Annotated in this window: 16 protein-coding genes and 2 pseudogenes; 8 read left to right on the top strand and 10 right to left on the bottom strand. The window is 70.5% G+C overall.

The genetic code is table 11. The features are described 5' to 3' along the window. Position 1: 1 nt before the first annotated feature. Positions 2-1,306, bottom strand: a pseudogene (locus SSP24_RS32650) (GMC family oxidoreductase); the annotation flags it as partial. A 256-nt stretch (positions 1,307-1,562) separates the two neighbouring features. After that, positions 1,563-2,237 carry a hypothetical protein gene (locus SSP24_RS32640; protein WP_141313582.1) on the bottom strand — a complete coding sequence of 225 codons (675 nt, stop codon included), beginning with the start codon at positions 2,235-2,237 and terminating at the stop codon, positions 1,563-1,565. 419 nt (positions 2,238-2,656) lie between these two features. Here SSP24_RS32640 and SSP24_RS32635 point away from each other — a divergent pair, with 419 nt between their 5' ends. From SSP24_RS32635 to SSP24_RS32615, 5 genes are read left to right on the top strand one after another with little or no spacing between them, the layout of a single operon-like run. Then, the gene (locus tag SSP24_RS32635) at positions 2,657-5,758 is read left to right on the top strand and encodes a sensor histidine kinase (protein WP_141313581.1); all 3,102 of its coding nucleotides are present in this window, start codon (positions 2,657-2,659) and stop codon (positions 5,756-5,758) included. Beyond that, on the top strand, positions 5,755-6,192 hold the full coding sequence (locus SSP24_RS32630) for a roadblock/LC7 domain-containing protein (protein WP_141313580.1): 438 nt from the start codon (positions 5,755-5,757) through the stop codon (positions 6,190-6,192). Before SSP24_RS32635 ends, SSP24_RS32630 begins: the two co-directional genes overlap by 4 nt. A gap of 9 nt (positions 6,193-6,201) precedes the next feature. Further along, positions 6,202-6,597 (top strand): DUF742 domain-containing protein, encoded by a 396-nt coding sequence (locus SSP24_RS32625; RefSeq protein WP_141313579.1) that lies wholly within the window; start codon positions 6,202-6,204, stop codon positions 6,595-6,597. A 24-nt stretch (positions 6,598-6,621) separates the two neighbouring features. After that, positions 6,622-10,305 carry a hydantoinase B/oxoprolinase family protein gene (locus SSP24_RS32620; RefSeq protein ID WP_141313578.1) on the top strand — a complete coding sequence of 1,228 codons (3,684 nt, stop codon included), beginning with the start codon at positions 6,622-6,624 and terminating at the stop codon, positions 10,303-10,305. Continuing rightward, complete coding sequence (locus SSP24_RS32615) at positions 10,286-10,891, top strand: GTP-binding protein (protein ID WP_141313577.1); 606 nt, start codon at positions 10,286-10,288, stop codon at positions 10,889-10,891. Before SSP24_RS32620 ends, SSP24_RS32615 begins: the two co-directional genes overlap by 20 nt. A gap of 84 nt (positions 10,892-10,975) precedes the next feature. Here SSP24_RS32615 and glpK read toward each other — a convergent pair whose 3' ends face one another. The 5 genes and pseudogenes from glpK to SSP24_RS32590 form a co-directional block, all read right to left on the bottom strand. Continuing rightward, complete coding sequence (glpK, locus tag SSP24_RS32610) at positions 10,976-12,496, bottom strand: glycerol kinase GlpK (RefSeq protein WP_141313576.1); 1,521 nt, start codon at positions 12,494-12,496, stop codon at positions 10,976-10,978. Positions 12,497-12,525: 29 nt separating this feature from the next. Further along, a pseudogene (locus tag SSP24_RS32605) lies at positions 12,526-13,077 on the bottom strand (MIP/aquaporin family protein); the annotation flags it as partial. A 413-nt stretch (positions 13,078-13,490) separates the two neighbouring features. After that, positions 13,491-15,143 carry a GGDEF domain-containing protein gene (locus SSP24_RS32600; RefSeq protein WP_141313574.1) on the bottom strand — a complete coding sequence of 551 codons (1,653 nt, stop codon included), beginning with the start codon at positions 15,141-15,143 and terminating at the stop codon, positions 13,491-13,493. Positions 15,144-15,296: 153 nt separating this feature from the next. Continuing rightward, positions 15,297-16,487 carry a lipid-transfer protein gene (locus tag SSP24_RS32595; protein ID WP_141313573.1) on the bottom strand — a complete coding sequence of 397 codons (1,191 nt, stop codon included), beginning with the start codon at positions 16,485-16,487 and terminating at the stop codon, positions 15,297-15,299. Then, positions 16,484-16,909, bottom strand: coding sequence for a Zn-ribbon domain-containing OB-fold protein (locus SSP24_RS32590; protein ID WP_141313572.1), 426 nt, complete (start codon positions 16,907-16,909; stop codon positions 16,484-16,486). Before SSP24_RS32590 ends, SSP24_RS32595 begins: the two co-directional genes overlap by 4 nt. A 181-nt stretch (positions 16,910-17,090) precedes the next feature. Here SSP24_RS32590 and SSP24_RS32585 point away from each other — a divergent pair, with 181 nt between their 5' ends. Then, positions 17,091-17,627, top strand: coding sequence for an NUDIX domain-containing protein (locus SSP24_RS32585; protein WP_141313571.1), 537 nt, complete (start codon positions 17,091-17,093; stop codon positions 17,625-17,627). Between the two features lies 1 nt (position 17,628). Here the strand turns inward: SSP24_RS32585 and SSP24_RS32580 are convergent, their stop codons facing one another. Beyond that, complete coding sequence (locus tag SSP24_RS32580; protein ID WP_141313570.1) at positions 17,629-19,986, bottom strand: glycoside hydrolase family 31 protein; 2,358 nt, start codon at positions 19,984-19,986, stop codon at positions 17,629-17,631. Positions 19,987-20,198: 212 nt separating this feature from the next. Here SSP24_RS32580 and SSP24_RS32575 point away from each other — a divergent pair, with 212 nt between their 5' ends. Further along, positions 20,199-22,166: an acetoacetate--CoA ligase gene (locus tag SSP24_RS32575; protein ID WP_141313569.1), complete on the top strand. Its 1,968-nt coding sequence runs from the start codon at positions 20,199-20,201 to the stop codon at positions 22,164-22,166. 192 nt (positions 22,167-22,358) lie between these two features. After that, positions 22,359-23,306, top strand: coding sequence for a DUF8829 domain-containing protein (locus SSP24_RS32570; RefSeq protein ID WP_229866314.1), 948 nt, complete (start codon positions 22,359-22,361; stop codon positions 23,304-23,306). A gap of 82 nt (positions 23,307-23,388) precedes the next feature. Here the strand turns inward: SSP24_RS32570 and ptsP are convergent, their stop codons facing one another. Together ptsP and SSP24_RS32560 are read right to left on the bottom strand one after the other, a co-directional pair. Continuing rightward, complete coding sequence (ptsP, locus tag SSP24_RS32565; RefSeq protein WP_141313608.1) at positions 23,389-25,059, bottom strand: phosphoenolpyruvate--protein phosphotransferase; 1,671 nt, start codon at positions 25,057-25,059, stop codon at positions 23,389-23,391. 79 nt (positions 25,060-25,138) lie between these two features. Further along, positions 25,139-25,588 carry a PTS sugar transporter subunit IIA gene (locus SSP24_RS32560; RefSeq protein WP_141313568.1) on the bottom strand — a complete coding sequence of 150 codons (450 nt, stop codon included), beginning with the start codon at positions 25,586-25,588 and terminating at the stop codon, positions 25,139-25,141. Positions 25,589-25,909: the final 321 nt, after the last annotated feature.

The raw sequence follows: 25,909 nt of genomic DNA, 5'->3' as shown, positions 1-25,909 counted from the left end.
ATCAATCCGCGCACTTCTCGCCGATCATCATCGTCGTGACGCACGGATTGACGGTCACGAGATCCGGCATCACCGACCCGTCCGCCACCCGCAGCCCCTCGACCCCCTTGACCCGCAGGCGCGCGTCGAGCGGGGCCGAGGGGTCGTCGTCGGCGCCCATCCGCACCGTGCAGTACGGGTGGTAGACGTTGTTGTGGGTCTTGTGGATGTAGTCGAGCAGTTCGTCGCCGGTCCGCACGTCCGGACCCGGCGCCAGCTCCGCCCCCGACCAACCACTCAGCGCAGGTTGTTCAACGACCCTCCGGCGCCAGCCGCAGCCCGTACGTCATCACCCGCACATCGTGCTCGTGCGTGAAGTACCGCGGATCCACCCTCGGCTTGTCCCGGTAGTCCCGCGTCCGCAGCCGCACCGTGCCCGCGACTTCGCGCGCGTGACGTTCGGCGTGAGGCAGAAGGCGTTCTCCGACGTCGGATATCCCCACCGCGCCGTGTTCATGTCGAACGGCACCGACCCGTAGTGGAACATCAGGTCCGGCCGGTCCAGGCCCGGTTCGGTGTCGTAGAAGATGCCCGCCTCCCACCACTGGCTGGACGTGGTGGGCATCGGCTGCCGCGCCTCCCGCATGATGACGCCCTCGGGGTGGTCCTGGAGGTTCTCGCCCACGCCGGGGGCGTCCACCACGACCTCGACGCCGACCTCGCGCAGATGCGCGGCGAGCCCGATGCCGGACAGCATCAGCAGCTTCGGCGAGTCGATCGCCCCGCACGACACGATCACCTCGCGCCGGGCCCGTACCGTCCGCGTGTGGACGAGGTCGGGGTCCAGGTACTCGGCGCCCGCACACCGCCGCCCGTCCAGCACCAGCCGCTTGGCGCGCACGCCGGTCCGTACCTCCAGGTTGGGCCGCTTGCCCAGCACCGGGTGCAGGTAGGCCACGGAGGACGACTGGCGGACGTTGTTCTCGTCGGCGTTGATCTGGAACCAGTTGGCACCCCGGATCACCGTCCGCCCGGTGTTGAAGGGCACCGTGGGGATGCCCGCCTGGGCGCACGCCTTCAGCAGGGCCGTGCCGCACGGATCGTCGCCCTTGAGCGTGCGCAGCTTCACCGGGCCGGAACGGCCGTGGTGGTCGCCGGGGGCGTCGTTGTTCTCCAGCCGCCGGTACAGCGGGAACAGGTCGGCCGCACTCCACCCCGTACAGCCCTGGGCGGCCCAGTCGTCGAGGTCCTCCGCGGGGGCCCAGAAGGCGATACAGGAGTTGTGCGAGGAGCAGCCGCCGAGCACCTTGGCGCGGGCGTGGCGCAGCGGTGCGCGTCGCCGAGGGGGACGCCACCGCACCGGACGGGGGCGGCTTCCTCGCGCTGTACGAGCGGGAGGGGCGTACGACCGCCGTACTCGCGGTGGACCGTCCACGTCCGTTCATGCGCGTACGACGCCAACTCATATGCGGGGCGGGGAGCGTGGGGGCTTCATCGCAGAGCTGTTGAGCGCATGCCCCGTACCGCCTGTGCGGGCCGACCCAGCATGGCTGACCCAGCACGACCGGCCCAGCCCAACCGGCTCAGGAATGCGACAACTGCTCAGCCCCGCCCCGCCCGCGTATCCGCTCCAGTGCACGCTCGGCGACCCGTGCCTGCCGTCGGGCCCGGCGCCGTTCGCGGCGCAGCGCCCGCGCTGTGCTGCTCGGTACCGACACCACGCCGTTGCGCTGGTTCCACACCTGACGTGTCACCCACACGTCGAGCACACTCCATGTGGCCACCACGGTGCTGGCGATACTGCTGAGCACCATGGGGAACGCGAGCCAGGACCCGGCCAGGGTGCACAGGAACGCCACCATCGCCTGTATCAACGTCACGGCGATGATGAGCACTGCCCGCACCGCCGAAGTTCGCACCGGATCCGGCAACCGCCGCCGCTTCGCGGGCTCCTCGATCCACAACGGCCGGTAATACGACCGCTCTTGGGACGGCTCCGGCTCAACGGACCGCGCGGCGCCCTCGTATGCAGCCACCCCTCCGTCGCCTGCTTCAGCCGCCCCTCCGCCGCCTGCTTCAGCCACCCCTCCGTCGCCTGCTTCAGCCGCCCCTTCGCTCTCCTGCGTCTCCAGGTCCCCCTCCACCACCGTCAGTCCGACCGCCCGAATGTCGCGATCCGGCGCCTCGACGCCCCGCCGCGCCGTCATGTGTGCGACCGCACCCGTGCCGGGCGCCTCATGCCGCTCCGCCGTGCCCATCACCGTGTCACTCCCCACCGCCAGCAGACCGATCCGCCCCAGTCCGAAGACCCGACTCCCCAGTGGCTGCCCGGCTTGCGCTGTTTTACGCCGCCCGGGTGCAGGATGCGGCTCCTGTGGCCGATTCCGCCCCCATTTCCTGTAGAGAAGGACGAACGGGACGCCTCGAAGATTCCCAACCGGCGTAAAATTCCGGCCAAACACCCAGACTTGCGGACCGGATCCGGCTTCACGGGCGCCGCCGGATTCGAGGCGGCAATCTCCCGCAATGCCCGGACAACTCCCCATGACCGCCCGGCATACGGAAGCCCACCTTCCGGAACTCCCTTCGAGTTACGGGTGCGTCGGTAGTAGGCTCGCGCCGTTTGTTGACGCACATGTGTACCCCCTGCCGGTGGGGGGTCGAGCTGGGGGAGGCCATGCGCTTTCGCGGGAAGTCCATCCGCCGGAAGATCGTGGCGCTGCTTCTCGTGCCGTTGCTGTCCCTGAGCGCGATCTGGGCCTTCGCCACGGCACTCACAGGACGCGAGGCAGCCCAGTTGTTCAGCGCGTCGTCCGTCGTCGAGAAGATCGGCTACCCGACCGAGGACACCGTCCGGGTCCTTCAGCAGGAACGCCGCCAGACCCTGGTCCACCTCGCCGACCCCCGTGCCTCCGACGGACTCGCCGCGCTCAGACGCAGCCGCGCCGCCACCGACGAGGCCATCGCCAAGGTCCGTAGGAACGCCGGCAGTCCGGAGGTGCGCGAGGCCCTCGGCGAGACCTCGGGTGAACGGCTGACCGCAGTCCTCGACGCGTTCGACGGCATCGAATCCCTGCGTAACAGCGTGGAGGACGGCACCGTCAACCGCTCCCAGGCGCTCGACCTCTACAACCGCCTGGTCGACCCGTGCCTCGTCCTCCTCGGTGACCTCCATGTCGTCGACAACGTGGAGATGGACACCCAGTACCGCGCCCTCGTCAACCTGATCCGCGCCCGCGAACTCCTCTCCCGCGAGGACGCCCTCCTCGGCTCCGCCCTGGTCGTCGGCAAGCTCTCCCGCGCCGAGATCCGTGACATCTCCGACCTCGTGGCGCAGCGGAACGTCCTGTACGACACCAACCTGCCGCTGCTGCCCAGTTCGGAAAGTGAGCGGTACGAGCGCTTCTGGAAGAACGCCGCCACCGCCCCGCTGCGCGTCGCCGAGGAGTCCGCCGTGTCCGCCACGTCGGGTGACGCCGGCGGAGTCTCCGCGCAGACGTGGGACACCACGGCCGGCAACGTGCTCGACGAACTCGGCACCCTCGACGACGAGGCGGCGGACCGCTACCAGGACCGCCTCCGCCCGATCGCCACCGGCATCATCGTCCAGGCCGTCGTGGCCGGTGTCCTCGGTCTGATCGCCGTCCTGCTCTCGCTCATCGTGTCCATCCGCATCGGCCGTGGCCTCGTCCGCGACCTGCGCCAACTCCGCCTGGAGGCCCACGAGGCCTCCGGCGTCCGGCTGCCCAGCGTGATGCGCCGCCTCTCCGCGGGAGAGCAGGTCGACGTGGAGACCGAGGTCCCGCGTCTGGAGTACGACAAGAATGAGATCGGCGAGGTCGGCCAGGCCCTCAACACCCTGCAGCGTGCCGCCGTCGAAGCCGCTGTCAAGCAGGCCGAACTCCGCTCCGGCGTGTCCGAGGTCTTCGTCAACCTCGCTCGCCGCAGCCAGGTCCTCCTCCACAAGCAGCTCACACTGCTCGACACCATGGAGCGCAGGACCGAGGACACCGAGGAACTCGCCGACCTCTTCCGCCTCGACCACCTCACCACTCGTATGCGCCGGCACGCCGAGGGCCTGGTGATCCTCTCCGGCGCCGCGCCCTCCCGGCAGTGGCGCAAGCCCATCCAGCTCATGGACGTCGTCCGGGCCGCCGTCGCCGAGGTGGAGGACTACGAGCGCATCGAGGTCCGGCGCCTGCCCCGCATCGCCGTCACCGGCCCGGCGGTCGCGGACCTCACCCATCTCGTGGCCGAACTCCTGGAGAACGCCACCGTTTTCTCCCCGCCGCACACGGCCGTCCAGGTCCTCGGGGAGCGGGTGGCCAACGGCTTCACCCTGGAGATCCACGACCGCGGCCTCGGCATGGCGGCCGAGGCCCTCCTGGACGCCAACCTCCGGCTCGCCGAGACACCGGAATTCGAGCTCTCCGACACCGACCGGCTCGGACTCTTCGTGGTGAGCCGGCTCGCCCAGCGGCAGAACGTCCGCGTCTCGCTGCAGCCCTCCCCGTACGGCGGCACCACCGCCGTCGTCTTCATCCCCGACTCGCTGCTGACGGACGACGTGCCCGACACCAACGGCATCGGCTTCCGCCTCGACCGCCCGCGCCCGTCCAAGGAGGCCGAGCTCGAGGAGAGCCGCAGGACCGCGCTCTCCCAGGTGCCGGTACAACTGCCCGGCCTGCCCGCCCGGTTGCTGGACGGGCCGGTCGAACTGGAGGGCCCCGTCGACCTCGACGCCATCGACGACTTCCCGGGCGCCTTGGACGGCGAGGAGAGCGAACGCGGCGGGCTGTTCCGCCCGCGCCGCACCCTCACCCGCGCGGACGAGGACACGACCCGCGCCGACGCCCGTGGCGGACCTGGCCGGTCCGAAACGGACGATCATGTCAACCCCCCGGTGCCGTTGCCCCACCACCGCACACCCAAACTCGTCAGCTCGCACGGCCGCCCGGTCACCGACCAGCGGTCCCGGCGCTCGGACACCGACGAGGAGAACGCGACCGGCCCCGCCCCGCGTCGCCCGGACCAGGACCAGGACCGCACGCCACCTCTCCCGACCCGCCGCCGCGGCAGCTCCGCCCTCGGCCGAACCACCGGCCCAACCGGCCCCCTCAACGACGCGAACGAGCCTACGAACCGCGACTCCGGCGGGCTTTCGGAACACCCGGGCACGACCCTGGGCGACGTCGCTGAGGCAAAGGCCGACGTCTCCGAGGCAAAGGACTCCGGAGGGCGGCCCGGCCCCCTGGCCCACGACACCGGCGCGCCCGCCCCGTCTGCCGGGCGCAGCCCCAGCGACGGCGCCGAGCCTCCGCTTGCGCACCTCGGCGACGGCGCCGAGCCTGGCCCCAAGCCTCCGCTCGCGCACCTCGGCGACAGCACCGAGCCTCCCCTTCCCCACCTCGGCGACGGCCCCAAGCCTCCGCGTCGCCCCCTCGACGATCGCGCCGAGCCCCGGATCCATGACCTAGGTCCGGACGACACCGCAGCGCGCCCGCGCCCCGACGACCCCGGCCCCGGCTCCGAGGCGTCCGGCACCGGCCCCCTGCCACGCCGCGTCCGCCAGGCCAACCTGGCGCCGCAGCTGAGACAGGACCCCGTCCGCCGTACCGAGGACCGAACGGAGCCCGTGGAACGGGACGCCGACGAGGTACGCAGCCGAATGGCCTCGCTCCAGCGCGGCTGGCAGCGCGGCCGCCAGGAGAACGCCGCGGGCGACGACGCCCACCGCGGCACAGCACCACAAGGAACAACTAAGGGGGACGGTCGATGACCGCACCGAAGGCGACCGGCCAGACCGCGCACGGCAAGTCCGGCGAGCTCAACTGGCTCCTCGACGACCTCGTGGACCGCGTCGCGAGCATCCGCAAGGCCGTCGTACTCTCCGGCGACGGTCTGGCGACGGGGGTCTCCAAGGACCTCACCCGGGAGGACGGCGAGCACCTGGCGGCCGTCGCCTCGGGGTTCCACAGCCTCGCCAAGGGGGTGGGCCGGCACTTCGAGGCGGGAAGCGTCCGGCAGACGGTCGTCGAATTGGACGACGCCTTCCTGTTCGTCACGGCCGCCGGCGACGGCAGCTGCCTCGCCGTCCTGTCGGACGCCGACTCCGACGTCGGTCAGGTCGCCTACGAGATGACGCTCCTTGTGAAGCGGGTCGGCGTGCATCTGGGCACCGCTCCGCGCACCGATCTGCCCTCGGGCGGGTAGTGGGATGGCATGAGCGCAGACGGTCAGGCAAGAAGCCACTGGTTCGACGACGAAGCAGGACCGGTCGTCCGCCCCTACGCCATGACGCGGGGCCGCACCAGCCACGCGGCCCAGCACCGCCTCGATCTGATCGCGGTGGTCGTCACGGAACCCCATGTGGACGACCCGGAAGCGGACCCGACCCTGTCCCCGGAACACGTGGACATCGTCGAGCTGTGCCGTGACGCCCCGCAGTCGGTCGCCGAACTCGCAGCCGAACTCGACCTGCCCATCGGAGTGGTACGGGTCCTCGTCGGGGACCTCACGGACGCGGACCTGGTCCATGTGACACGGCCCGTACCCCCGGCCGAGCTGCCGGACGAGAGTATTCTGCGCGACGTGATCAACGGCCTCCGGGCGCTTTGAGCAGCGCGGAAGCGAGGTGGAGACGTGACAGGCTGGCAGTTCTGGGTCGACCGGGGCGGCACCTTCACCGACATCGTCGCGCGGCGCCCGGACGGACGGCTGCTGATCCACAAGGTGCTGTCCGACAACCCGGCACTCTCCCACTCTCGGCTTCGCGCGAGCGGTGGGACTCCCGCCCCCGACGCGGCCGTCGCGGGCGTGCGCGAACTCCTGTCCGGCTCCCGGGAGCCCATCGAAGCGGTGCGTATGGGGACCACAGTCGCCACCAACGCCCTCCTGGAGCGCACGGGTGAACGCACCCTGCTCGTCATCACCCGAGGCTTCCGCGACGCCCTGCGCATCGCCTACCAGAACCGCCCCCGGATCTTCGCCCGCCGCATCGAACTGCCCGAGCTGCTCTACGAGCGGGTCGTCGAGATCGACGAGCGCATCGCCCCCGACGGCACCGTCCTGACCCCACCTGACCTGGACGCCCTCGCCGAACCGCTCCGCCAGGCCTTCGACGACGGAATCCGCGCCGTCGCGGTGGTCTGCATGCACAGCCACCTCCACCCCGCCCACGAACAGGCCATCGGGGAGCTGGCCGCCCGCGTCGGCTTCCCGCAGATCTCGCTGTCCAGCGAGGTCAGCCCACTGATGAAACTCGTCCCTCGCGGCGACACCGCCGTCGTCGACGCCTACCTGTCGCCGGTGCTGCGCCGCTACGTGCAGCGCGTCGCCGACGAGCTCGAAGGCGTGCGGCTGATGTTCATGCAGTCCAACGGGGGGCTCGCCGAAGCCGGTCAGTTCCGCGGCAAGGACGCCATCCTGTCCGGGCCCGCGGGCGGCATCGTCGGCATGGCCCGGATGTCGCAGCTCGCCGGCTTCGACCGCGTCATCGGCTTCGACATGGGCGGCACCTCCACCGACGTCTCCCACTTCGCCGGCGAGTACGAACGCGTCTTCACCACCCAGATCGCCGGTGTCCGGCTGCGCGCGCCCATGCTGGACATCCACACCGTCGCCGCCGGCGGCGGCTCGATCCTGCACTTCGACGGCTCCCGCTACCGCGTAGGGCCGGACTCGGCGGGCGCGGACCCGGGCCCCGCCTGCTACCGCGCGGGCGGCCCCCTCGCCGTCACCGACGCCAACGTCATGCTCGGCCGCATCCAATCCAACCACTTCCCCCATGTGTTCGGCCCCGACGGCGACCAGCCCCTCGACGCGCCCCTCGTCCGCGACCGCTTCACCGCCCTCGCGCGCGAGATCCGCGAGCGGACCGGCGACGACCGCACCCCCGAACAGGTCGCCGAGGGCTACCTCCAGATCGCCGTCGCCAACATCGCCAACGCCGTCAAGCGGATCTCCGTTCAGAAGGGCCACGACGTCACCCGCTACGCCCTCACCACCTTCGGCGGCGCCGGCGGGCAGCACGCGTGCATGGTGGCCGACCTGCTCGGCATCCGAACCGTCCTCGTACCCCCCATGGCCGGCGTCCTCTCCGCGCTCGGCATCGGCCTCGCCGACACCACCGCCATGCGGGAGCAGTCCGTCGAAGCTCCCCTGGAAGCCGCCTCCATGCCCGCCGTCACCAAGACGGCGGACGACCTGGAGGCGGCGGCCCGTGCCGAACTCCTCGCCGAGGACATCCCCGAGAACCGCATCGAGGTCACCCGCCGCGCCCAGCTCCGCTACGACGGCACCGACACCACCCTCACCGTCGAGCTCACCGAGCCCGACACCATGAAGCACGCCTTCGAAGAACGTCATCGCGCCACGTACTCCTTCACGCTCGACCGCCCGATCGTCGTCGAAGCCCTCTCCGTGGAAGCCACCGGCATCACCGAACCCCCCGATCTCTCCGCTCTCGCCCCCTACGAGGCCACCCGCTCGGACCGCCCCACCGCCCCGCACACCGTCCGCCTCCACACCGGCGGCACCTGGCGCGACGTACCCCTCCACCGCCGCGAGGACCTGCCCCCGGGCGACACCGTCACCGGACCCGCGATCATCACCGAGTCCGGCGCGACGACCGTCGTCGACGACGGCTGGCGGGCCGCGGCGACCGACGACGGGCATCTGGTCATGGAACGCGCGGCGATTACACAGAGTTCCGATCTCGACACGAAATACGATCCGGTTCTTCTCGAGGTCTTCAACAACCTGTTCATGTCCATCGCCGAACAGATGGGCGCCCGACTCGAATCCACGGCGCAGTCCGTCAACATCAAAGAACGCCTGGACTTCTCCTGCGCCCTGTTCGACCCGGACGGAAACCTGGTGGCCAACGCCCCCCACATCCCCGTCCACCTGGGCTCGATGGGCACCAGCGTCAAAGAGGTCATCCGGCGCCGCGGCACCGGCATGCGGCCGGGGGACACGTACGCCGTCAACGACCCGTACCACGGCGGCACCCACCTCCCCGACGTCACCGTGATCACCCCGGTCTTCGACACCGGCAGCACCACAGACACGGAGCGTGACCGGATCCTTTTCTACGTCGCCTCCCGAGGTCACCACGCGGAAATCGGCGGCATCGCCCCGGGCTCCATGCCCGCCAACAGCCGCACCATCGAGGAGGAAGGCGTCCTCTTCGACAACTGGCTGCTCGCCGAGAACGGCCGCTTGCGCGAGGAGGAGACCCACCGCCTGCTCACCGAGGCGCCCCACCCCTCGCGCAACCCGAGGACCAACCTGGCCGACCTGCGGGCCCAGATCGCCGCGAACCAGAAGGGCGTCGACGAAGTCACCCGCATGATCGAGGACTTCGGCCTCGACGTCGTCCAGGCCTACATGCGACACGTCCAGGACAACGCCGAAGAAGCCGTACGCCGGGTCATCGACGCCCTCGACGACGGCGAGTACGCCTACGAGACCGACGCGGGCGCCGTCATCCGCGTACGCGTGCGCGTGGACCGCGACCACCGCTCCGCGACAGTCGACTTCACCGGTACGTCACCCCAGCTGGCCAGCAACTTCAACGCCCCGTACTCGGTGGTCAACGCGGCCGTCCTCTACGTCTTCCGCACCCTGGTAGCCGACGACATTCCCCTGAACGACGGCTGCCTGCGACCGATCCACATCATCGTGCCGCCCGGCTCAATGCTCTCGCCCGAGCCGCCCGCCGCAGTGGTCGCCGGCAACGTCGAGACCTCGCAGGCCATCACCGGCGCCCTCTACGCCGCGCTCGGCGTGCAGGCGGAGGGCTCCGGAACGATGAACAACGTCACCTTCGGCAACGAACGCCACCAGTACTACGAGACCGTCGCCTCGGGCTCCGGCGCGGGCGACGGCTTCCCCGGGGCGAGCGTCGTCCAGACCCATATGACCAACTCCCGGCTGACCGACCCCGAGGTCCTGGAGTGGCGCCTGCCCGTCCAACTGGAGGAGTTCTCCGTCCGGCGCGGCAGCGGTGGCGCCGGGCGGTGGCGTGGCGGCGACGGCGCGGTCCGCCGCATCCGGTTCCACGAGCCGATGACCGTCTCCACGCTCTCCCAGCACCGCAGGGTGCCCCCATACGGCATGGCGGGCGGTGAGCCCGGCGCCCTGGGCGCCAACCGCGTCGAGCGCGCGGACGGCACGATCACCGAACTTGGCGGCAGCGACGCGACGGACGTCGGACCCGGCGACGTACTCGTCATCGAAACCCCCGGCGGCGGAGGCTACGGGCCACCGCCCCCCGACACCCATCAAGCAGGAGAAGAGATCGATGATCTTCGGGCGTTCTGAGCGCGGCAAGCCCCCGGTCGAGCCCGTCACGCTCAAGATCCTGGTGGCCGGCGGCTTCGGAGTGGGCAAGACGACCCTCGTCGGCGCGGTCAGCGAGATCAGGCCGCTGCGCACCGAGGAACTGCTCACCGAAGCCGGGCGCCCGGTCGACGACACCAGCGGCGTGGACGGCAAGCACACCACCACGGTGGCCATGGACTTCGGCCGCATCACGCTGCGCGAGGACCTCGTGCTGTACCTCTTCGGCACGCCCGGTCAGGAGCGTTTCTGGTTCATGTGGGACGAGCTCTCCGAGGGCGCGCTGGGGGCCGTCGTACTCGCCGACACCCGCCGCTTGGCGGACTGCTTCGCCGCCGTCGACTACTTCGAGCGGCGCTCCATACCGTTCCTTGTGGGCGTCAACTGCTTCGAGGGCGCCGCCCGTTACCCGGCGGAAGAGGTGCGCCAGGCCCTCGACCTCGACGACGACGTACCGCTGCTGCTGTGCGACGCGCGTGACCGGGAGTCGGTCAAGGAGGTCCTCATCGGTGTCGTCCAGCACGCCATGGCACACGCGGCGGACCGCCGCCAGGCCCTGACGACCTGACGTACGCGCACGGCCCGTACCCCCGCCGACCGGGGTACGGGCCGCAGCCCAGGAACTCCGAGGACGCCGCACGCGCGCGTGTGCCTAGTCGACGCCGTCCTCAACCCAGCCGAAGCTCTTCTCGACCGCCTTGCGCCAGTTGTGGTACTCGCGGTCCCGCACCGACGCCTCCATGGTCGGCGTCCACTCCGCGTCCTTCTCCCAGTGCGCCTTGAGTTCGTCGAGGTCGTTCCACACGCCCGTGGCGAGCCCTGCCGCGTAGGCGGCGCCCAGGCAGGTCGTCTCGGACACCTTGGGCCGGATCACGGGTACGTCGAGGACGTCCGCCTGGTGCTGCATCAGGAGGTTGTTCTTGGTCATGCCGCCGTCCACCTTCAGGGTGGTGATGTGCACGCCCGAGTCCTGGTACATGGCGTCGACGACCTCACGCGTCTGCCAGCTCGTCGCCTCCAGCACCGCACGCGCGAGGTGCCCCTTCGTGACGTACCGGGTCAGCCCGGCGACGACCCCGCGCGCGTCGGAGCGCCAGTACGGCGCGAACAGACCCGAGAACGCGGGCACGATGTACGCGCCGCCGTTGTCCTCGACGCTCGCCGCGAGTGTCTCGATCTCGTCGGCGGTACGGATGATGCCGAGCTGATCGCGGAACCACTGCACGAGCGCGCCCGTTATAGCGATCGACCCCTCCAGGCAGTACACCGGTGCCTCACTGCCGATCTTGTAGCCCATCGTCGTCAGCAGCCCGCTCTTGGACGGCACCGGGCGGTTCCCGGTGTTGAGCAACAGAAAACTGCCCGTGCCGTACGTGTTCTTCGCCGCCCCCACGTCGTAGCACGCCTGCCCGAACACGGCCGCCTGCTGGTCGCCCAGCGCGGACGCCACGGGCACGCCCGCGAGCTGGCCCACGGCCGTCCCGTACACCTCGGCCGAGGACCGGATCTCGGGCAGCACGGACTCGGGCACATTCATCGCGGAGAGGATGGAGGGGTCCCATTGGAGGGTTTCCAGGTTCATCAGCATGGTGCGCCCGGCATTGGTGACGTCGGTGACGTGCCGACCGCCGTCGGTGCCGCCGGTGAGGTTCCAGATCAGCCAGGAGTCGATCGTCCCGAAGGCGATCTCACCCCGCTCGGCGCGGGTCCTGAGGCCGGGCACGTTGTCGAGCAGCCAGGCCGCCTTGGGTCCGGAGAAATAGCTGGCCAGAGGCAGCCCCGTCTGCTCGCGGAACCGGTCCTGGCCGTCCGAACCGCCCAGTTCGTTGCACAGCGAGGCGGTGCGGGTGTCCTGCCACACGATGGCGTTGTGCACCGGCTTGCCCGTCGAGCGGTCCCACAGCACTGTCGTCTCGCGCTGGTTGGTGATGCCGAGCGCGCTGAGCTGGTCGGCACGCAGTCCGGCCTTGGCGACCGCCCCGGCGACCACCGCCTGCACCTTGGACCAGATCTCGGTCGCGTCGTGCTCGACCCAGCCGGGCTTGGGAAAGATCTGCCGGTGCTCGCGCTGGTCGACGGCGACGATCGCGCCGTTCCGGTCGAAGATGATGCAGCGGCTCGACGTGGTGCCCTGGTCGATCGCGGCCACGTACTTCTCGGCGTTGTCCGTCATGGCTACCCCTTGGGCTCGGTTCAGAAAGTGTTCGGGATCGGCAGGAAGGTGTGCACTATGCGCGGGCCGAGATCGCGCGCCGGTTTGATCGCATAGCCGGTGGGCCCGCCGAGGGAGAGGCCGATGCCTACGACCAGCAGGGAGACGATCAGCGCGGTCGTTCCGGATTCGCCGAGCCCCTCGGTCAGCCCGAACGCCAGAATGGGCAGGACCAGGGCGATCGCCGCGAGGATCTCCTTGATCAGGTTGGCAGACGGATTCCGGATCTCCGGGACGGTGGAGAAGATGCAAAGCGTCGGCGTCGGCGTCGGCTCATCCACCGTGCCCTCGGTCGTGCCCCTCGTACGGACATTCGCCTGGAACTGGGCGAGATACACGAGGTAGGTGAGGACGGCGCCCAACATGGCACCGACGGGCTGCCCCAGCAGGTAGACCCAGCCCTTGCCCCACATGCCGGTGATCCACCCCGACGCCCGCGCTTTCGAATATCTGAGCGTGACCGCCGCGCATACGCCCGCACCGAACAGGATCAGGATCGCGGTACCGATGATCTCGCCGACGAAGATATCTCCGTTGCTCATGGCGGCTCCTAGGCCGTGAACGGGGTATTTGACCCTGGTCCTCCGTGCAGGGTGCCTCGCGTTGTTCCCGTGCCGATCAGTCGGAGCCAGGGAGGATCCCGCGCTCCGTCCGGCGTCCGTGACGAGCGTGCCGTCGCAGCCGACCGGGCGGGGGAGTGGGCCTCGGCTCAGAAGCCCACACGGCGCAGTGCCGGATTACGCCGAGAATGTACGGCGATGTCGGCTGACAACGGGAAGTGTTCACCGGCGCTCAGGGGGCGTCAAGTTCGCTGACGACACCCGTTCACGAGACCGCGCCCGCCCCGGCGCGCGAGACCGCGCTCGCAGGGGGCCGCCACGCTACGACGGCACCGTGCGACGCCGTTAACCCGTACGGGTGTGCCGGTCGGCCCGCACCGGCTCTCCGGGCGCTCTCAGCCCCTGCCGGGCTCCCCCACCGCACACCCGGCCTCGCTCGGCGTCGGCTCCGCGCCACGCCGGACCTCGTGCCCGGGCAGCCCGGCGTGGCCCAGCACCCAGCTCGCCCCGCTCAGCGACTTCGCGGCCTGCTTCAGGGGCGCCAGACAGGCCGCAGCCTCTCGGTGATCCGTCACGCTGCCCGGCGCGCACAGCACGGTGGCCAGGGACAGCGTCACCGGCCGCCCACCCGCCGACCACGGCGTGTCCAGGACGTAGGCCGCGAGCGGATCCAGCCCCTCCGGATCCGCGAGCACCAGGAAGTCGTCCCCGCCGATGTGCCCCACGCGTGTGCTCCCGGAAGCCGCGAGCTGCAGCGCCCGCCCCACCGAACGGATCAGCTCGTCGCCGGCCGCGAACCCGGCCCCGTCGTTCACCTGCTTGAAATGGTCGACATCCAGCCAGCTCAGCGCGAACGGGCGACCGTCCGCGATCCGCCGGTCCACCTCACCGGTGATCGCGTCCGACCCGGGCAGCCGCGTCAGCGGATTGAGCCCGGCCGCCTCCTCGACGCGCGTCTCGGCCAGCGCCCGTACGAGGTCCGCCAGCCGTACGACGCCCACACACCGCCCGTACGCGTCGACGACGGCCACGTCGTCCGACGTACGGTCCCGCCCGCCGTCCGCGACCACCTCCAGTACCTCCCAGGCGGTGGCGTCGATGCCCACCGTGCGCGGTGGATCACCCAGCTTGGCCGCAGGCCGGTCGGCGTACAGCGCGTGCCCGTAGCGGCCCGACATGGACAGCAGGAAGCGCGACCGGTGCACCGACCGCACGGGCACCCCGTCCCGGTCCACGAGCAGCACGCCGGACACATCCGGCGACCCGGTCAGCAGCGCCCGCACCTGGGCCGCGGACGCGTTCGCGGGCAGCAGCGCGGCCGGCCGGACGAACTCCCGCACCAGTGGTCCCGAGGGTGACGGCGCCTGGACCTCGGGGGAGCGGGGCGGAACGTATACGTCCACCGCCGGCAGCCTGGCCGGCGGCGCGAACAGCTCCCCCTGCGCCAGTTGTGCCCCGGCCCCCAACCCTGTCGCGAACTGCAGTTCGGTCTCCACGCCCTCCACGCACAGCAGCGCCCGCAGCTCGTCGCACAGGGTCCGCATCGCCCGCACCGCGGCCGGCCGCGCCAGCAGCGACGCGTCGAGCTTCACCACGTCCGGCGCGATGTCCGTGAGCAGTCGCAGCGGTACGTCCCCGTCCCCGACGCCGTCGGCGCTGATCCGGAAGCCCTGCTCGCGCAGCGCGGTCACCGCCTCCAGCAGCGCCTGCTGCGGCACATGCGTGTAGGGCGGGCCGACATCGATCGTCACCTCCCACGGCATACGTCCCGCCGCGCGCACGGCGGCGTGCAGCGAGCCGAGCCCGCCGAGGTCGGCGAGCGTCCCGGCGAACACGTTCACGTGCAGCGGCAGCAGCGACTCCTTGCGAACCGCCGCGCGCACCGCCAACACGGCCAGTTGGCTATCGAGTTCGGGATCCCGACGCGCCTCGGCCAGGATGTCGCCGGCCTCCGGGCGGGCGAGGATCTCCAGTGCCGCGATCCCGCCCGTGGACAAGTTGACCACCGGTTGGAAAGCGAAGCGGAGAGTATCCGACCAGGAGCGCACGGCAGCATGATGACGGCCCCAGAGAGCGCTGAGGCCCAGTTCATGAGACGTTCACGCAGGATTCCGGGCCGATCACACAGCGTACGAACAGCCTGCACGGGAGTGTGTGAGTGTACGACCGGGCGCCCGCACACCACAGGTACCGCCCGCTCCTCACCGCACCGCGATCACCGCGGACCCATGCCCGAACAGCCCCTGGTTGGCGGTGATCCCCACGCGTGCCCCGGCGACTTGGCGATCACCGGCCTGCCCCCGCAACTGCCATGTCACCTCGCAAACTTGAGCGATTGCCTGAGCCGGGACCGCCTCCCCGAAGGACGCCAGCCCACCACTCATGTTCACGGGTATGCGACCGCCCGGAGCCGTCTCGCCGTCCCGCAGCAGCTCCGCGCCCTCGCCCTGGCCGCACAGCCCAAGGTCCTCGTACCACTGCAACTCCAGTGCCGTGGACAGGTCGTACACCTCGGCGAGGGACAGATCGTCGGGCCCGATGCCCGCCTCCTCGTAGGCAGCGCGGGCGATCGAGGCCCGGAACGTCTCGGCGGTGGGATCCACCGCCACTGCGGAGTCCGTCGCGATCTCGGGCAGATCCAGCACGGTGTTGGGGTAACGCGGCGTCACCGTGGACACCGCCCGGATCCGCACAGGCTCCGCCACCCCGTGCCGACGCGCGAACTCCATGCTGGACAGCACCAGGGCCGCACCTCCGTCCGAGGTCGCGCAGATGTCCAGCAGCCGCAGCGGATCGGCGACCACCGGCGAGGCAGCGACCTCCTGAGCGGTGACCGGCTTGCGGTACCGCGCGTTGGCGTTCAGCGCGCCGAGCGCCGCGTTCTTCACCTTGACCTGGGTGAAGTCCTCCAGGGTGTCGCCATGGACAGCCATCCTGCGCCGCGCGTACAGCCCGAAGTACGTCGGATTGGTCGCCCCGAGCACTCTGAACCGCAGCCAGTCGGGATCGTCAGGCCGGTCACCTCCCGCCGGCCGGAAGAAGCCCTTGGGCGCGGCATCGGCACCCACCACGAGCACCACGTCGGCGAGCCCCGAGAGGATCTGTGCCCGCGCGGTGCTGATGGCCTGCGCTCCCGACGCGCACGCCGCGTACACGCTGGTGACCCGCGCCCCCTGCCAGCCCAGCGCCTTGGCAAAGGCGGCCCCGGCCACATACCCGGGGTAGCCGCTGCGTACGGTGTCCGCACCGACGATCGAGCCGACCTGCCGCCACTCCAGTCCCGCGTCGGCAAGCGCCGCGCGTGCCGCCGCCACTCCGTACTCGACGAATCCCCGTCCCCACTTGCCCCATGGGTGCATTCCCGCTCCCAGCACCGCCACATCCCCCGTCATATCGCCACCCCCGTCGGCCGCCAGTGCCACGTCGTCCAGATCGTCTCCGTGTCCTCGTGCAGCACGCCGGGAACGACCTCCACCTCCATGCCCACCGCCAGATCGGCGACGGTGAACCCGGGAGCCGCCTGTCCCAGCACCACCATCCGCTCGGACTCCAGCTCCACAGCGATCAACGCGTACGGCTCCCACGGAAGTTCCGGATCGGTCACGTAGGGTGACGGAGGCCGGTACCGGCTGTCCGTGTACGACCAGATGTACCCCCGCTGTGACAGCGGCACTTCCTCCAGATCGCCCCCGGGACATCCGGGATTGCGGCAGTGGACGTCCTCGCGGGGGAAGAAGACCGCGGCGCAGGCCGAGCAGCGCGTGCCCAGGAGTCGGAAGTCGTCCCCGTCACCGGTGAACCAACCATCGACCACGGGTGTTCGTGTACGCGACAAGGTCCCTCCCGCTGACAAGAACTGACGATGTGTCAGAAGTGTGCCACCGGATCCGGGGAAGCGCTAAGGACCTCGACGGCCCATCCGTGAAAGCCCAGCCCACGGGCCACTCGGCCACCTGCAAGAGACGCCCTCCGCAAGATCGGATACAGTCCGCCGCGTGTCCGAAACTCAGCACTCCGCCCCCAACTCCGCGCCGGACTCCCACTGTTCGAGCTGCGGATCGCCCTACGGAGAGGGCGTCTCCGGCTGGCCCCGCACCTGCCCGGCCTGCGGCACCGTCGCCTACCGCAATCCGCTGCCGGTCGCGGTCGCACTCCAGCCCGTGTACGACACCAAGGGCACCGCTCTCGTCGTCATCACCCGAACCATCGCCCCCGCGCGCGGGGGCATTGCCCTGCCCGGCGGTTACATCGGCGACCGTGAGGACTGGCGGCAGGCACTCGTCCGCGAGCTCAAGGAGGAGACCGGCATCGACGCGGCGAGCCGCGATGTCCGGCTCGTCGACGCGATGAGCTCTCCCGACGGTCATCTGCTGCTGTTCGGCGTCCTTCCGGAACGCCCTGCCGATCGCCTGCCCGAGTCCACCGCCACGGACGAGACGGAGGGCTGGCACCTTCTGCGCAGGCCCGAGGAACTCGCCTTCCCGCTGCACACGCTCGCCGTCCGGGCCTGGTTCGAGGGCCGGTACGTCTGAGTCAGCGCTCTCCGAGCCCGCGGACCCGCACCGGGTGGGGCGGCTCCCCGCCGCCCTCCCGCTCGACGACCACCCGCGAGCCCTCCCAACGCGTGACGTAACGCTCGATCTCCGGCTCCTCCCACCCGTCCCCGGCGTCCGGCACCACCAGCCCGGCCCCGGTCCGCCCCCGGGCGGGAGCCCACACCTCCAACTCCAGCCCGCCGTCCGTCCCGCGCGTGGGGATCACGGCACCCGCGCGCGCGAGCACCGGAATCCGCGACAACGGGGCGTCGACAAGAACCTGTGCCGGACCCTCGTACGCCTCCTCCGTGGCCGTGTCATACCAGAGCCCCCGCGGCAGCTGCACCGCACGCCGGTCCGCGCCCGGATCGAGGACCGGCGCCACCAGGAGACAGTCGCCCAGCAGGAAGGCGTCCTCACAGTCGCGCAGAGCCCGATCCTCGGGCGAGCCCCACCACACCGGCCGCACATAAGGCGCCCCTGTACGGCGGGCCAGGTGCGCCAGCGTCAGGAAGTACGGCAGCAGCCGCCGGCGTTCGACGAGCGCCACGCGCGCGTGCTCCAGCACCTCGGCACCGAACTCCCACGGCTCCCTGCGCCCCGCCCGCAGACTCGCGTGTGTGCGGAACAGCGGCAGATACGCGCCGAGCTGGAACCAGCGCAGATATAGCTCCGGCGAGGGACTCCCGTCGAAGCCGCCCACGTCCGGGCCCGAGTACGGCACTCCGCACAGCCCCAGCCCCATGACCAGCGACAACGAAGCGCGCAAGCCCGGCCAGCCGGTGGCGACGTCACCGGACCAGGTGCCCCCGTAACGCTGCATGCCGGCCCAGCCGGACCGCGAGAACAGAAACGGCCGCTGTCGCGGGGCCAGTTCGCGCAGCGCCTCGTAGCCCGCCCTGGCCATGCACAAGGCGTACACGTTGTGCGCCTCGCGGTGATCGCCGCCCCGCCCCTCCAAGTCGTGCCGGGCCGAACGCGGCAGCGTCGGCTCCCCGAACGCGGCGAACGACGTCGGCTCGTTCATGTCGTGCCAGAACCCCGAAAACCCCTGAGCGAGCCGCTCCTCGTAGAGGCCACCCCACCACTTGCGCACGCGCGCGTGCGTGAAGTCCGGGTACACCACTTCACCCGGCCACACCACACCGCGCACCGGCTGTCCCGACGCATCCCGCACAAAAGCGTCGTGGGCCGTCCCACTGTCGTACACCTCGTTGCCCGGCTCGGCCTTCACCCCGGCGTCGACGATCGACACCAGCCTGATCCCGTCCCGCCGCAGTTCCTCAGCGAGCGCCGGCAGCTTCGGGAACCGCTCCCGGTCCACGGTGAACACCTGATGGGCGTCGTAGTGGTCGATGTCCAGGTGCACCGCGTCGAGCGGCAGACCGTGCTCCCGATACCCCGTGATGATCCGCCGCACCTCCTGCTCACTGCCGAAGCCCCACCGCGCGTGATGGTGGCCGAGCGCCCACGCCGGCGGCAGCGCCGGCGCTCCGGTCAGCGAGGCCCAGGCGTGCAGCACGCGCGCGGGAGTGCCCACGATCACCCAGCAGCGCAGCGGACCGCCGTCCATGCGCATCTCGCACATCCCCGCCCGGTCGTGCCCGGAACCCGCCCCCTCCTCGCCCTCCCGCAGCGCCACCGTGCCGTCCCACGAGGTGTCGTGGAACACAAGATGCGTGCCGGCGTCGGCCACCACCAGCTGCACCGGCATGGTGATGTACAGCGGATCGTCGCCAGGTGCGAACGCCCGCCCCTGGTCGGTGTTCCACAGCCGGTACGTTCCGTCCCGCAGCCGGGGCCCCGACGAGCGTCCGCCCAGCCCGAAGAAACGCGCGTCGGCGGACACCTCGGACCGCTGCATCCAGCGCGCCCGCCCACCCCCGACCGGCTCCCACCACCGCGGCGGCAGATCCCGGCGCAGGGTCACGCCACCAGGGGTGCGCACCTCGACGGCGCCGTTCCGTGACACGACGACCGTCACACGCTCCGCCACGACCCGCCAGCCGCCGTCCTTGTCCGGCTCCAGCACCGCCCGGGGGTCGGGCTCAGGACAGCGCCCCGCGAGCGCATACGACGGCTCGGGACCCGCACCGTCCCAGCCCCAGAAGACGGCCCCGCTCACCGTGACGATGATCCGCAGCTCGGAGCGGGTGAACCGCAGAACGCCGCCCCCCAGGCCGGGCGTCACCTCCTGCACCTGTCCGGGCACCCGCGCGCGTTCGGCGCCCCGCCGAGGCAGGCCGGTGGCGTCCGCACGGCGCCTGCGCCACGCCGCGCGGACGGTACGCAACCCCTGAGCCGCCCCCGCGAAACCGACCGCCTTCACCGAATGCACCAGGTCACGACCGTCCATGCTGCTCACCCTGCCACTGACCGGCGTACACGTGTGTGTCGTTCAACTGCCGTTCACCCGTGCCGGGACCACATCTTCATGACACGGACTATGTGGGCGGCACCCTGGTGCAGAAGTCGATCACATGGCATCGTCCGTGTCAGCCGCGTCACGCGCACACCCCAGCCCGTGCGCGAGCGACGCACACGACGCGCACAGTCCGGGAGCCGCCCATGTCGATCGTGAACCCCCAGCCGCTCTGGCAGCCAGATCCGGAACGCATCGCCCAGGCGCAGATCACCAAGTTCCAGGCATGGGCTGCCCAGCACCACGGCGCGCCGGGCGAGGGCGGCTACACCGCGCTGCACCGCTGGTCCGTCGACGAACTGGACACGTTCTGGCGAGCCGTCACCGAGTGGTTCGACGTACGGTTCGCCACGCCCTACGCGCGCGTGCTGGCCGACCGATCAATGCCCGGGGCGCAGTGGTTCCCCGGCGCGACCCTGAACTACGCCGAACACGCCCTGCGAGCTGCCGCGACCCGCCCGGACGAAGCGGCCCTCCTGTACGTCGACGAGACCCACGAACCACGCCCGGTCACCTGGTCCGAACTCCGCCGCCAGGTCGGCTCCCTGGCCGCCGAACTGCGCGCCCTCGGCGTACGCCCCGGCGACCGCGTCAGCGGCTACCTCCCGAACATCCCCCAAGCCGTCGTCGCCCTCCTCGCCACCGCCGCCGTGGGCGGCGTCTGGACCTCCTGCGCCCCCGACTTCGGCGCCCGCAGCGTCCTCGACCGCTTCCAGCAGGTCGAACCCGTCGTCCTGTTCACCGTCGACGGCTACCGCTACGGCGGCAAGGAGCACGACCGCCGCGACATCGTCGCCGAACTGCGCCGCGAGCTGCCCACCCTGCGCGCCGTCGTCCACATCCCGCTCCTCGGCACGGAAGCTCCCGAAGGCGCCCTCCAGTGGTCGGCCCTGACCAGCGCGGACACGGAACCCGTGTTCGAACAGGTGCCCTTCGACCACCCCCTGTGGGTGCTGTACTCCTCCGGCACAACCGGCCTCCCCAAGGCCATCGTCCAGTCCCAGGGCGGCATCCTCGTCGAGCACCTCAAGCAGCTCGGCCTGCACTGCGACCTGGGCCCCGAGGACCGCTTCTTCTGGTACACCTCCACCGGCTGGATGATGTGGAACTTCCTCGTCTCCGGCCTCCTGACCGGCACCACGATCGTCCTCTACGACGGCAGCCCCGGCTATCCCGACACCGGCGCCCAATGGCGGGTCGCCGAACGCACGGGAGCCACCCTCTACGGCACCTCCGCCGCGTACGTCATGGCCTGCCGCAAGGCGGACATCCACCCCGGGCGGGACTACGACCTCTCACGCGTGCAATGCGTGGCCACCACCGGCTCGCCCCTTCCGCCCGATGGCTTCCGCTGGCTGCACGACGAGGTCCGCCACGACCTGTGGATCGCCTCCGTCAGCGGCGGCACGGACGTGTGCTCCTGCTTCGCGGGGGCCGTACCGACCCTTCCCGTGTACATCGGCGAACTCCAGGCCCCCGGACTGGGCACCGACCTGCAGTCCTGGGACCCGAGCGGCAAACCCCTGACCGACGAGGTCGGCGAACTCGTGGTCACCAACCCCATGCCGTCCATGCCGATCTACTTCTGGAACGACCCCGACGGCAGCCGCTACCACGACAGCTACTTCGACACCTACCCCGGCGTCTGGCGCCACGGCGACTGGATCACCGTGACGTCCCGAGGCTCCGTGATCATCCACGGCCGCTCCGACTCCACACTCAACCGGCAGGGCGTGCGGATGGGCTCGGCCGACATCTACGAAGCCGTGGAACGCCTGCCCGAGATCAGGGAATCCCTCGTCATCGGCATCGAACAGCCCGACGGTGGCTACTGGATGCCCCTGTTCGTACACCTGGCCCCCGGAGCCGTCCTCGACGAGGCCCTCCTGAACCGCATCAAGCAGACCATCCGCGAGCAGCTCTCACCCCGCCACATCCCCGACGAGATCATCGAGGTCCCCGGAATCCCGCACACCCTCACCGGAAAGCGCATCGAAGTCCCGGTCAAACGCCTGCTCCAGGGCACCCCGCTGGAAAAGGCGGTCAACCCCGGCTCGATCGACAACCTCGACCTGCTCCACTTCTACGAGGACCTCGCCCGCAAGCGAACCTGACTCCTCACCCGCGCAAGCCCAGCCCCGCAACCGGCCTCGGACTCACCGACCGCGACGTCGACGTCCGAGGCCGCTGCTCGCCCAAAAGCTGCCGTGACCTGCGCTTTCCCTCCGCCGCCGACTCGCTCGGACCCCGTTGTCAGTGCGGCCGGTTACTGTGAGTGAGCACTGATCGACTGCACAGGGGGAAACATGGCGCACACCGACCACCAGACCATGCGACGCGTCCTGCACCGCGAAATCGCCGGCACGATCGGCCTGCTCACGGACGAGTACGACTTCCAGGCCATGCGGCGCTACCGCAGCTTCACGTTCGACGACCACGAAACCTACTTGCGGCAGGTGGAAGCCCTGCTCAAAACACGCGCCGCCGAGGGCAGCCACACCACCGTGGCCCTCTTCGACCCACAGGAGTACGCCGACTTCTGCGAGCACGGAGGCCTCGACCCCGACCTCCCATCGAGCCGCACACGCTTCACAGCCGAACTGGCCACCACCGGCCCCACGGTTCCCTACGAAGGCCAGAAGCTCGCCGACCTCGTCCCGGTCCTCGTCGACGAAGCAGTACGCCAGGCGACCTGGGAGTACGCATCTACACTCCTGGCCCGCGTCGGCGCCTGCGCGACCTGCGGCGAGGACATCGGCCGCACGGCCTTCGCCCGCGCCTCGAACCTCCTCGTCCGCATCCTCGACACGGCCCCGCCCGGCAACCGGCACCTCGTATGCAGCGTCTCCAGCACACCGGAAACCCTCGTCGCCGCCCTCCACGCGGACCAGGACGCCGACGGCACCACACAACTCGACGAGGCCGAGGCCCTCGAATTCACCACCGTCCTGGCCCTGGGCATCGCCACCCAGCGCCCCGGCGGACTGGTCATGCGGACCACCGCCCCCGGCACATCCGACCGCATCTACGGCTGGCGCCTGCGCGGAGACGGCCTCGAACCCCTGATCGCCGGCGAGGTCTTCGACGCCTACTGCACCGACGTCGAGTCGGGTGACCTCATCTCTCCGGAATCAGGTGTCGACTACTGCGAACCACCCGACCTGGGAGAGGACGCAAGGGCCGGAGAGGCAGGAAAGACGGGAGAGACCGGAGAGGAAGGAGAGCAGGGACCGGCCGCGGAGCATCGCCACTGACCATCCGCTCACGGACACGGACGGGGCGCCCCACCCGCAGGTGGAGCGCCCCGGAAGAGGAGCCGTCGACGGCTCGGTCCGCCTACTCGCCGGACAGCACCGCCCGAGCCGCGTTGCGCGCATCCTCGGCAGTGTCGGCCGCCCGAGCGGCCGCCGCGGCCCGCTCGCACTGCGCGAGCGTGTACTTCGCCAGCGTCGCCCGGACATAAGGAATGGACGCCGCACCCATAGAAAGAGAGGTGACACCGAGACCGGTCAGCACACACGCCAGCAACGGGTCGGACGCGGCCTCACCGCAGACACCACAGCTCTTGCCCTCGGCCTTCGCCGCCTCGGCGGACAGCGCGACCAGATCGAGCAGCGCGGGCTGCCACGGGTCCTGAAGCCGGGACACCGCGCCCACCTGACGGTCGGCGGCGAACGTGTACTGCGCCAGGTCGTTCGTCCCCAGCGACAGGAACTCGACCTCCTGAAGGATCGAACGCGCCCGAAGCGCCGCCGACGGAATCTCGACCATCGCGCCGAACTTCACCTGCAGCCCGGCCTCCCGGCACGCGTCCGCGAACGCCTTGGCGTCGATGCGGTCCGCCACCATCGGGGCCATCACCTCGAGGTAGACCGGCAGACCCTCGGCCGCCTTCGCCAGCGCGGTCAGCTGCGTACGCAGCACCTCCGGGTGGTCGAGGAGGGAGCGCAGACCGCGCACGCCCAGGGCCGGGTTCGGCTCGTCGGCCGGAGTCAGGAAGTCCAGCGGCTTGTCCGCACCGGCATCCAGCACCCGCACGACAACACGGCCCTCGGGAAACGCCTCGAGAACCTGCCGATAGGCCTCGACCTGCTTCGCCTCCGCGGGCGCCTTCTTGTCGTCGTCCAGGAAGAGAAACTCGGTCCGGAACAGGCCGACACCCTCGGCGCCGGCCTCAACCGCGGCCGCCACGTCCGCGGGGCCGCCGATGTTGGCGAGCAGCGGCACCTTGTGACCGTCTGAGGTGGCACCCGGCCCGGTCGACGCGGCCAGCGCTGCCTTGCGCTCGGCGGCCGCGGCTTCCAGCTGAGCCTTCTTCTGGTCGCTGGGGTTCACGAAGATCTCGCCGGTGCTGCCGTCCACCGCGATCATCGTGCCCTCGGCCAGCTCACCGGCACCCGGCAGCGCCACCACGGCCGGCACGCCAAGCGCCCGGGCCAGAATCGCGCTGTGGCTGGTCGGCCCACCCTCCTCAGTGACGAAACCGAGGACCAGGGTGGGGTCCAGCAGCGCCGTGTCCGCCGGCGCGAGATCCCGCGCGACCAGGACATACGGCTCGTCGCTGTCCGGAACACCTGGCATCGGTACACCGAGCAGGCGTGCGACGATACGATTCCGCACGTCATCGAGGTCCGCGACGCGCCCGGCGAGGTACTCACCGGCACCTGCCAGCAGGTCCCGGTAAGCCGCGAAGGCGTCGTAGACCGCGCGCTCGGCGGTGCTGCCGACGGCGATCCGCCGCTCCACATCCGCCATCAGCTCGGGATCCTGGGCCATCATGGCCTGCGCCTCGAGCACCGCCTGGGCTTCGCCCCCCGCCAGATTGCCGCGCGCCATCAGGTCGGCCGCCACAGCCTCCACAGCCTGACGGGCGCGCCCCTGTTCGCGCTCCGCATCCTCGGCCGGGATCTGCTTGGCAGGCGGTTCGAGCACCGCCGTTCCCATGTGCCGAACCTCGCCGATCGCCACCCCGTGGCTCACACCGACGCCTCGCAGCGTTGTCTCCATCTCACCCGTCTCCGATAGTGCGGCGGGTCCCGCCGCCGCGGTGGTTGTCGTAGGTGCCGTCATGACGACGGCCATGACATCACTTCCAGGCGAAGAGGATGTCGCCCGCCTTGACGTCGCCGTCCTCACGGAGCTCGGAGAGGGACTCGGCCGTGGCTTCCAGCGCCACGATCGGGCACACCGGCGACTTGCCGGCGGCCTCGACGGCGGTCGGGTCCCAGCGCACGATGCCCTGACCGCGGGTCACGGTGTCGCCCTTGTTCACGAGCAGCTCGAAGCCCTCGCCGTTCAGCTGCACGGTGTCGATGCCGAGGTGGGTGAGTACACCGTGTCCCTCCGCGTCCACGACGACGAAGGCGTGCGGGTGGAGGGAGACGATGACTCCGTCCACGGGTGCGACGGCCTCGGAGGGCTCACGCACGGGGTCGATGGCGGTGCCCGGGCCGACCATGGCCCCGGAGAAGACCGGATCCGGCACGGCGCTCAGTCCGATGGCGCGTCCGGCGAGCGGGGACGTCACGGTGGTCATGGGAAGCCTCCCAGGGGTGGAGATTCATGTGTGGGCCGTCAGCGCTTGACCCGGACGGCACGCTGTTGAGCAGCGTATGTCATGGGAAGTCCCGGTTCCGTTCGAGAGCTCCCGGTAAGAGGTCTAGACCACTCTACCCTAATCGATTTGCACCCACTCTGCGGCCCCGTGTACAGTCGTACCCCTGCTTGAGGCTGAGTGATGTGAACAAGCATCGCTGCCTGGCAGCATCCAACTTGTCAGATCCTATCTCTGGGTCTCCTTCTGCATGCCCGCAGGACGGTGGTCAGGGAGACGGAAAAACACTGATAGAGTTTGGAG

This window comes from Streptomyces spinoverrucosus, from assembly GCF_006539505.1.
In the GTDB taxonomy this organism is placed as follows: Bacteria; Actinomycetota; Actinomycetes; order Streptomycetales; family Streptomycetaceae; genus Streptomyces; species Streptomyces spinoverrucosus.
The sequence above is the reverse complement of the archived record's forward strand: the minus strand, read 5'-3'. Positions and strand labels throughout refer to the sequence as shown.

What these genes read in the sequence shown, in the direction of transcription:
- SSP24_RS32640 (WP_141313582.1), bottom strand. Translation starts at nt 2,237, where the DNA reads ATGGGCACGGCGGAGCGGCATGAGGCGCCCGGCACGGGTGCGGTCGCA.
- SSP24_RS32635 (WP_141313581.1), top strand. Translation starts at nt 2,657, where the DNA reads ATGCGCTTTCGCGGGAAGTCCATCCGCCGGAAGATCGTGGCGCTGCTT.
- SSP24_RS32630 (WP_141313580.1), top strand. Translation starts at nt 5,755, where the DNA reads ATGACCGCACCGAAGGCGACCGGCCAGACCGCGCACGGCAAGTCCGGC.
- SSP24_RS32625 (WP_141313579.1), top strand. Translation starts at nt 6,202, where the DNA reads ATGAGCGCAGACGGTCAGGCAAGAAGCCACTGGTTCGACGACGAAGCA.
- SSP24_RS32615 (WP_141313577.1), top strand. Translation starts at nt 10,286, where the DNA reads ATGATCTTCGGGCGTTCTGAGCGCGGCAAGCCCCCGGTCGAGCCCGTC.
- glpK (WP_141313576.1), bottom strand. Translation starts at nt 12,496, where the DNA reads ATGACGGACAACGCCGAGAAGTACGTGGCCGCGATCGACCAGGGCACC.
- SSP24_RS32595 (WP_141313573.1), bottom strand. Translation starts at nt 16,487, where the DNA reads ATGACGGGGGATGTGGCGGTGCTGGGAGCGGGAATGCACCCATGGGGC.
- SSP24_RS32580 (WP_141313570.1), bottom strand. Translation starts at nt 19,986, where the DNA reads ATGGACGGTCGTGACCTGGTGCATTCGGTGAAGGCGGTCGGTTTCGCG.
- SSP24_RS32575 (WP_141313569.1), top strand. Translation starts at nt 20,199, where the DNA reads ATGTCGATCGTGAACCCCCAGCCGCTCTGGCAGCCAGATCCGGAACGC.
- SSP24_RS32570 (WP_229866314.1), top strand. Translation starts at nt 22,359, where the DNA reads ATGGCGCACACCGACCACCAGACCATGCGACGCGTCCTGCACCGCGAA.
- ptsP (WP_141313608.1), bottom strand. Translation starts at nt 25,059, where the DNA reads ATGGAGACAACGCTGCGAGGCGTCGGTGTGAGCCACGGGGTGGCGATC.
- SSP24_RS32560 (WP_141313568.1), bottom strand. Translation starts at nt 25,588, where the DNA reads ATGACCACCGTGACGTCCCCGCTCGCCGGACGCGCCATCGGACTGAGC.